The sequence below is a fragment of the Sphingomonas sp. 28-62-20 genome (assembly GCF_002281505.1).
Map to the genome: position 1 here is coordinate 250,223 of NZ_NCGH01000011.1, position 6,717 is coordinate 256,939.

A 6,717-nucleotide genomic window follows, 5' to 3' on the forward strand; every position below is an offset into this window, starting at 1 on the left:
AATCAAGGCTTGCTCGGCGGATCGAAAGCGGCGTTGTCGATCAGACCACATTGAAACGATGTTACCACCCCGCGATCGGCCACTGCGCGATCAGGACCGAAGACGTCGAGATTATAGGCAACGCTGAGCCCGGCGACGCTGCGATAATTGCGTGCTTCGACCCTGACGGCGGGTGAGCCATGTGTATCTACGACGCGCTGGATGAGGTGGGTTTTGCGATCAAACCAGACCTCCAGGGCGCGCCCGCCCTTGGGCGTGATCTCGATCACGTCAAAGCGTCTGTCAGCCTCTTTTGCGGCGCGAAGATAAGTGAATGTGGCGGGAAAGCGATCAGGAAAGAAAAAGCCGTTGATGCTGAGATAGTCGGTGACGATGCCTTCCTCGATCCCGGCTGAATCAGAACGGCTGCGGACCTTGCCGCCCGCGACGGTCTGCCATTGGACCTTACCGTTGAACCCCATAGACCGACTCTGCCCCGCCCGCATGCTATCTATCCGCATGCCATAGCGCTGGAGGCTGAATGTCGTTGTGTAGGTGACGGCGCCATCGCCATGCGTGCCCTCTTCATGGCAGCCATCAAGCGCGTCCCAGGCGGCGCCGCCGGTAGCCTGCTTGGCAGCCGCGACGATCTTTTCTGCCTTGGAAAGCGGTGCAGCGGCATGACCTTTGTCGGCGACGCAGGGGTTGATCAGCATGGCGACAATGGCGCTCAGGGCAGTCCTCATTGCATTCTCCTCGCATGTTCACGTCGGATTTGGGACCAGGTCAGCAGTGCCGGTACCGCGATGGCCTGCATCAAAAGGGGATGAAATTCAGACGGCAGGTCCGGCGCGCTCCAGACGATCGATAGCTGGATTGCCACTGCAATAGCGGCGACGAAAAACGCTGCGCACCATGCACAAAGGAATCGCCGATAGTCCCTGCGGCTCAGGAACCAGGCCGCAGCCAATTCCGTACACCCCAGGGCTAGGAAACACAGGATCACGAAAGGACGGCCAGCCTCATAGCTGGCAATCAGCGACCGGGTCGCGCCGTGCTGCAAAAGGGCTTCTTCCATTCTGTCCGGCGCACCCAGCAGCACCCAAACACCGTTAACTGCGCACTCAAATCGCAAAACAGCGAAGAACGCCGTGAGCAAAGCGATCGACCACAAGCCAGCAAAAAACCGAGTTTCACCATCACAAACGCGCGCCTGCAACGCGGCAACCACGCATCCAATGGCGAACCCCAGCGCCGCGCGATCGGCATCGGCATGACCAATTTCGGCAATCATCGCATCGCCCCATGGCCGGTGCGCCTTTGGCAACAATCGGCTGGCGATATCGCCCAAGGCATAGGCGACGCGTCGCATCATATGCGGATTATCCCCGGCGCACTGGGCTCAGCAGCAGCAGCATCGATACAATCCTGCGCGAACACTATCCCTGCCGGGGTAAGGCGATAGGCATGCCGTGTCGGCGCACCGGGCCGGTCTGACGACCGCCATTCCGAGGCGAGGAGCCCCTGATCGGCCAATCGCATCAGCACCGGATATAATGTGCCAGATCGCAAGCCGATGTCCTTGGTCAGGTCATAGCCGTATCGCCAATCAGTGGGTCGCGCCAGCAACGCTTGCAGCACGAGCATTGTTTGGGGAGAGGGTTTACGCCGCCGCATTCGATAACTCTACATATATCGAAAAATGCGTCAAGACTGAGCAACCTGCAATCGGACACAGCGTCAGTGTCGGCAGCGGAACGGTTTCCGCAAGCCTGCCCGGACTGCGACAGCTGGATCCGCTAATCTTGGAAGTCTCAGGATAGACGGCACAAGCCCGCTATCCCCGCACCACCCCCATCTCGCTGAACGGCTGCGGCTCCACCGGCGGCACGCTGGGTTCGTTCAGCTCGCATTGCCAGAGGCCGACATCGATCCACTGGCCCTGTTTATAGCCGACCTCACGGTACACCCCGGCGCGGCGGAAGCCGACGGCTTCGTGCAGGCGGATTGAATAATCATTGGGCAGCGCAATCGCGCCGATCGCTTGGGTAAAGCCCTGGGCGCGCAGCGTATCGATCAGCGCCTCATAGAGCAGCCGCCCGGTGCCCTGGCCCTGCACCGGCCCGGCGACATAGATCGAGGTTTCGACGACATAGCGATAGGCCGGGCGATCGCGAAAACGGGCGGCATAGGCATAGGCTAGCACGCCGCCGCCCTCGGGGTCGCCATTGGTGGCGACGATCCAGGGGTAGAGCCCGTCCGATGCCGCCATCCGCGTGCGCATCTGGCGCGCATCGGGCGCGTCGGTTTCGAACGATACCGTGCCGGTCAGCACGAACGGGGCATAGATCGCCGCAATCGCCCCCGCATCCTCCGGCCGGGCGGCCCGGATCGCAATCACAGGCCGAGGCGTGCCAGCACGATGCCCATCAGCGTCGTATCGGCGCTGCTGGGCGCTGCCGGAGCAAGACCACCGCATTCAAGACAGCGTGCCTGCACGGCAGCGCCCGTTGCGAGCCGACGGACATCCCCTAGCGCCTGGGCAAAAACGGCGCGGCGTTGCTGCGCAATCCGCGAGAACGCATCACCCGATGGCGTCGCCTCCTCGTCATCATCCTTGCGACCAAAATCGGCGGCAAATTTGCTGAACCAGCCCGGCTTTTTCTCGAGATATTCGGCGTGCACCTTGGTGGGATCGAGCTTGGCGCGGCGTGCAGCCTCATCAATCGCGTCCTTCAGCGTGCCGAAGCGATCGACAAGACCGATCTGGCGCGCAGTGCCGCCATCCCACACCCGCCCCTGCGCAATGCTATCGACCTTTTCAGGCGTCATCTTGCGGGCGGAGGCGACGCGGGAGAGGAACTGGCGATAGCCATGTTCGATGCCTGCCTGCAAAATGCCGTCAACCTCGGCATTGGTGCCGCCAACCACATCAGGCTGGCCGCTAAGTGGCGCGGTTTTCACTCCGTCTGCGGTGATGCCGAGTTTCTTCAGGCTGTTTTCAAAGGTGGGAATGATGCCGAAAATGCCGATCGACCCAGTGATCGTATTGGGTTCGGCAAAGATCGTATCGCCCGCCGTCGCGACCCAATAGCCGCCTGAGGCCGCAACCGAGCCCATCGACACGATAATCGGCAATTTCTGCGCCTTGGCTTCCAGAATGGCGAGCCGGATCGTTTCCGACGCCAGCGCCGATCCACCGGGCGAGTCGACCCGCACCACCAACGCCTTCAGCTTCTTTTCGGCCAGCCCATCAAGCACCAGCTTGGAGATTGTGTCGCCCGCTGCCGTGCCCGGCCCCGCCTTGCCATCAACAATATCACCGGCAACCGTGACAACGCCAATCGCATCGCCGCTGGTTGGCAGCGGATTGGCCTCGACGAAATCGGCATAGCGGATTGCGTTGAAGCTACCGGCAGCCTTGCCGCTGCGCTGACCGACCAATTCGGCCACGCGCTTGTCAAAGCTCAGTCGGTCGCCGAGCTTATCGACCAGACCCGCCTTCAAATTGGCCGCAGCAATATTGCCCTGCGTAGCGGCCACCGCCGCGCCAGGCCCGGCAAGAAACTGCGCAGCCTGTGCCTTGGGTCGCGCCTTGCTGATGGCGTCCTTCCAATCAGTGACCAAAGATCCATAAAGCGCCTGGCTGGCGGCGCGCGCTTCGGTCGACTGATCCGTCCGCGTATAGGGTTCGACGAACGACTTGAACTTGCCAACGCGATAGACGTGAACATTCACGCCAAGCTTGTCGATCAGCCCCTTATAATAAAGCTGCGAGCCGCCCGGCCCGGCGAACAGGATGCCGCCCATCGGGTTCATCCAAATCTCACTGGCATTGGCCGCGAGGCGATAACCCGAATCGGTATAGCCCGTTGCGTAAGCAAGCACTGGCTTGCCGCTCGCGCGGACACGGCCAAGCGCGGTTGCCACTTCGCCGACCGCTGCCGGATAGCCACCGGCAAAACTGTCGAGATCAAGCACAATCGCCTTCACCCGCTTATCATCCTTGGCGGCATCGATCGCGCGGACCAGATCGCGCAGGCGGATCTGGCGCGGGCTGTCATTGCCCCCAAAGTCAAATTGCGCGTCTTCGGGTTGTTCGACGATCGTCCCGGCCAGATCGAGCACCAGCGCGCCATCTTTGATCCCGCGCGGATTAGGCCGGGCCGACAGCGCGGCAAACAACGCGCCAAAAAATAGCAGCATCGCCACCAGGACGAGCGCGTCCTTAATGCCGACCAACAGCTTCCATGCGCCGCGCACCAGTTTCACGATCTCATTCTCCCATTCCGGGCTGTCCCGGCATGCATGAACCGTCTCTAGCCTTTAGTGTCTGGTTTCAGCAATACGCCTTTGCAGGGGTAGCCGGCCAGAGTTGGGACGTGACGATGGCAACAAGCCGCGATAGGGCGCTCCAGTGTCCGCTCCCCTGCCCCACATCGGCCCGATCGATCGCGCGCCAGCCACGCTGCTGGATGAACTGCGCGCGCTAATCAATCTGGCCGCCCCGCTGGTGGGCGCCAATCTGGTGCAGATGGCGGTCTATGCAGTCGATGTCATCTTTGTCGCTCGGCTTGATCCGGTGGATTTCGCGGCGGCCACGCTCGGCGTCTATCTCTATAGTGTGATCCTATGGGCGATGCTGGGGCTGTCGACCGCCTGCGCGCCGATTATCGCGGCTGAACTCGGCCAGCGTGCGCATGCCGTGCGCGAGGTTCGGCGCTCTTTTCGCATGGCGCTTTGGCTATCGGTGCTCGGCGCGCTGCCCTTTCTGATCGCACTGGCGCATGGCGAAACCTTGCTGTTGCTGGCCGGGCAGGAAGCACGCGTCGCCGCGCGTGGTGGGGCCTTCCTCGATATCTTGCTGTTCGCCCTGATCCCGAGCGTCGCCGCCGGCGTGATGCGGACGGTGGCGGCGGCACTTGGTCGCCCCGGCTGGGCATTGGCGGTGACGATCATGGCGCTGGCGCTTAGCATTTTCGGCAATTGGGCGCTGGTGTTTGGCAATGCCGGCTTTCCCGCGCTTGGCCTGATGGGCTCCGCGCTGGCTAATGTGATCACCACGCTGGCGATGCTGGCGGCCTTTTCGGTGATTCTGCTGGTCGATCCGCGACTTCGACGGTTCCGGTTATTTGGCCGCTGGTGGCGACCCGAATGGCCGCGCTTGCGCGAAATCTTCACGCTTGGCCTGCCGATCGCGCTGGCCTTTACGCTGGAAGGATCCTTGTTTGGCGGGGCCGGCGTGCTCATGGGCCTGATCAGCGTGACGGCGATTGCCGCGCATGCTGTTGCGCTCAACATTGCCGCGATCACCTTTCAGATTCCGCTGGGCATTGGCCAGGCAGCGACGATCCGGGTCGGCATGGCCTATGGCGCGCGCGACCTGCAATGGATCAGCCGCGCAGGCTGGGCGGCGATCGGGCTGGGCGCCGCCGTCACGGTCTTCACGGCAATCGCGATCTGGTTTGCGCCGCGCTTATTCGTGTCGGCCTATCTTGATCTCGATGCGCCAGCCAATGCGGAGACGATCCCGCTGGCGCTCAGCTATTTGACCGTGGCGGCGATTTTTCAGCTGGTGGACGGTGGCCAGGCGGTGCTGGCGGGCACCTTGCGCGGGCTGCAGGATACGCGCGCGCCCATGCTGATCGCAGGCTTTGGCTATTGGGGGATTGGTTTCGTCACCGCGCTGCTGCTCGGCTTCTGGCTCCGGTGGGAGGGTGTGGGGATATGGATCGGCCTAGCGGCGGGGTTGCTGGCTGTCTCGGGGATGTTGATGTGGCGCTGGAACCGGCGAGCACGACTGGGATTGGTTCCCGGCTGAGCGAAAAATTTCAAGCGTGCGGGTGCCTTGACGAATCGTCGTCGCGTTCACATATGCCCGTTGCTGGCACTCACCGAGTGTGAGTGCTAACGCCCATTCAACTCCTATTTTATGGAAAGGATCGAACGCATGAACTTTCGTCCCTTGCACGATCGTGTTCTCGTTCGCCGCGTCGAAGCCGAAGAAAAGACGGCCGGCGGCATCATCATCCCAGAGACCGCCAAGGAAAAGCCACAGGAAGGCGAAGTCGTCTCCGTCGGCACTGGCACCCGCGCCGATGACGGCAAGGTCACCCCGCTGGACGTCAAGGCCGGCGACAAGATCCTGTTCGGCAAATGGTCGGGCACCGAGGTCAAGGTTGGCGGCGAAGACCTGCTGATCATGAAGGAATCGGACATTCTCGGCATCGTGGGCTGAGGATGATGCCTTCGCCGTCGGCCAGCTCATGGTCACTGCGAACATTCGGGAACATTCAACTCTAAGGAATAGCTACAATGGCAGCCAAGGACGTAAAATTCAGCCGCGATGCGCGTGAGCGCATTCTGCGCGGCGTCGACATTCTCGCCGATGCCGTGAAGGTCACGCTGGGGCCAAAGGGCCGCAACGTTGTGATCGACAAGAGCTTCGGTGCGCCCCGCATCACCAAGGACGGCGTCACCGTCGCCAAGGAAATCGAACTCAAGGACAAGTTCGAGAATATGGGCGCGCAGATGCTGCGCGAAGTCGCCTCCAAGACCAACGATGTTGCCGGTGACGGCACCACCACCGCGACCGTACTCGCCCAGGCGATCGTTCGTGAGGGCATGAAGTCGGTTGCAGCCGGCATGAACCCGATGGACCTGAAGCGCGGCATCGACCTCGCGGTCATCGAAGTCGTCAAGGACCTGAAGGCGCGCTCCAAGCCCGTTTCCGGCACC

Annotated in this window: 8 protein-coding genes; 3 read left to right on the forward strand and 5 right to left on the reverse strand. The window is 62.1% G+C overall.

Annotated features, from left to right (window positions below):
* Positions 1-2: 2 nt before the first annotated feature.
* The 5 genes from B7Y43_RS11600 to sppA form a co-directional block, all read right to left on the reverse strand.
* Entirely contained in the window at positions 3-725 is a 723-nt protein-coding gene (locus B7Y43_RS11600) for a hypothetical protein (protein WP_374131810.1), read from the reverse strand.
* Positions 722-1,354 (reverse strand): hypothetical protein, encoded by a 633-nt coding sequence (locus B7Y43_RS11605; protein WP_374131811.1) that lies wholly within the window; start codon positions 1,352-1,354, stop codon positions 722-724. Before B7Y43_RS11605 ends, B7Y43_RS11600 begins: the two co-directional genes overlap by 4 nt.
* The gene (locus B7Y43_RS11610) at positions 1,351-1,656 is read right to left on the reverse strand and encodes a PadR family transcriptional regulator (protein ID WP_374131812.1); all 306 of its coding nucleotides are present in this window, start codon (positions 1,654-1,656) and stop codon (positions 1,351-1,353) included. Before B7Y43_RS11610 ends, B7Y43_RS11605 begins: the two co-directional genes overlap by 4 nt.
* A gap of 160 nt (positions 1,657-1,816) precedes the next feature.
* Positions 1,817-2,380 (reverse strand): GNAT family N-acetyltransferase, encoded by a 564-nt coding sequence (locus B7Y43_RS11615; protein WP_374131813.1) that lies wholly within the window; start codon positions 2,378-2,380, stop codon positions 1,817-1,819.
* A complete protein-coding gene (gene sppA, locus B7Y43_RS11620; RefSeq protein WP_374131814.1) occupies positions 2,377-4,251 on the reverse strand; it encodes a signal peptide peptidase SppA in 1,875 nt (624 codons plus the stop codon). Before sppA ends, B7Y43_RS11615 begins: the two co-directional genes overlap by 4 nt.
* Positions 4,252-4,396: 145 nt before the next feature.
* Between sppA and B7Y43_RS11625 the strand changes: the two genes are divergently transcribed.
* The 3 genes from B7Y43_RS11625 to B7Y43_RS11635 all read left to right on the forward strand — a co-directional run.
* The gene (locus B7Y43_RS11625; RefSeq protein WP_374131815.1) at positions 4,397-5,800 is read left to right on the forward strand and encodes an MATE family efflux transporter; all 1,404 of its coding nucleotides are present in this window, start codon (positions 4,397-4,399) and stop codon (positions 5,798-5,800) included.
* A gap of 129 nt (positions 5,801-5,929) precedes the next feature.
* Positions 5,930-6,217, forward strand: coding sequence for a co-chaperone GroES (gene groES / locus B7Y43_RS11630; protein WP_374131816.1), 288 nt, complete (start codon positions 5,930-5,932; stop codon positions 6,215-6,217).
* A 77-nt stretch (positions 6,218-6,294) separates the two neighbouring features.
* Positions 6,295-6,717, forward strand: a 423-nt coding sequence (locus B7Y43_RS11635) for a TCP-1/cpn60 chaperonin family protein (protein ID WP_374126038.1), incomplete at its 3' end; no start/stop codon positions are given.

Bases quoted from the DNA above. Each gene is read 5' to 3' on its own strand.
- B7Y43_RS11600 (WP_374131810.1), bottom strand. From the start codon at position 725: ATGAGGACTGCCCTGAGCGCCATTGTCGCCATGCTGATCAACCCCTGC.
- B7Y43_RS11605 (WP_374131811.1), bottom strand. From the start codon at position 1,354: ATGATGCGACGCGTCGCCTATGCCTTGGGCGATATCGCCAGCCGATTG.
- B7Y43_RS11610 (WP_374131812.1), bottom strand. From the start codon at position 1,656: ATGCGGCGGCGTAAACCCTCTCCCCAAACAATGCTCGTGCTGCAAGCG.
- groES (WP_374131816.1), top strand. From the start codon at position 5,930: ATGAACTTTCGTCCCTTGCACGATCGTGTTCTCGTTCGCCGCGTCGAA.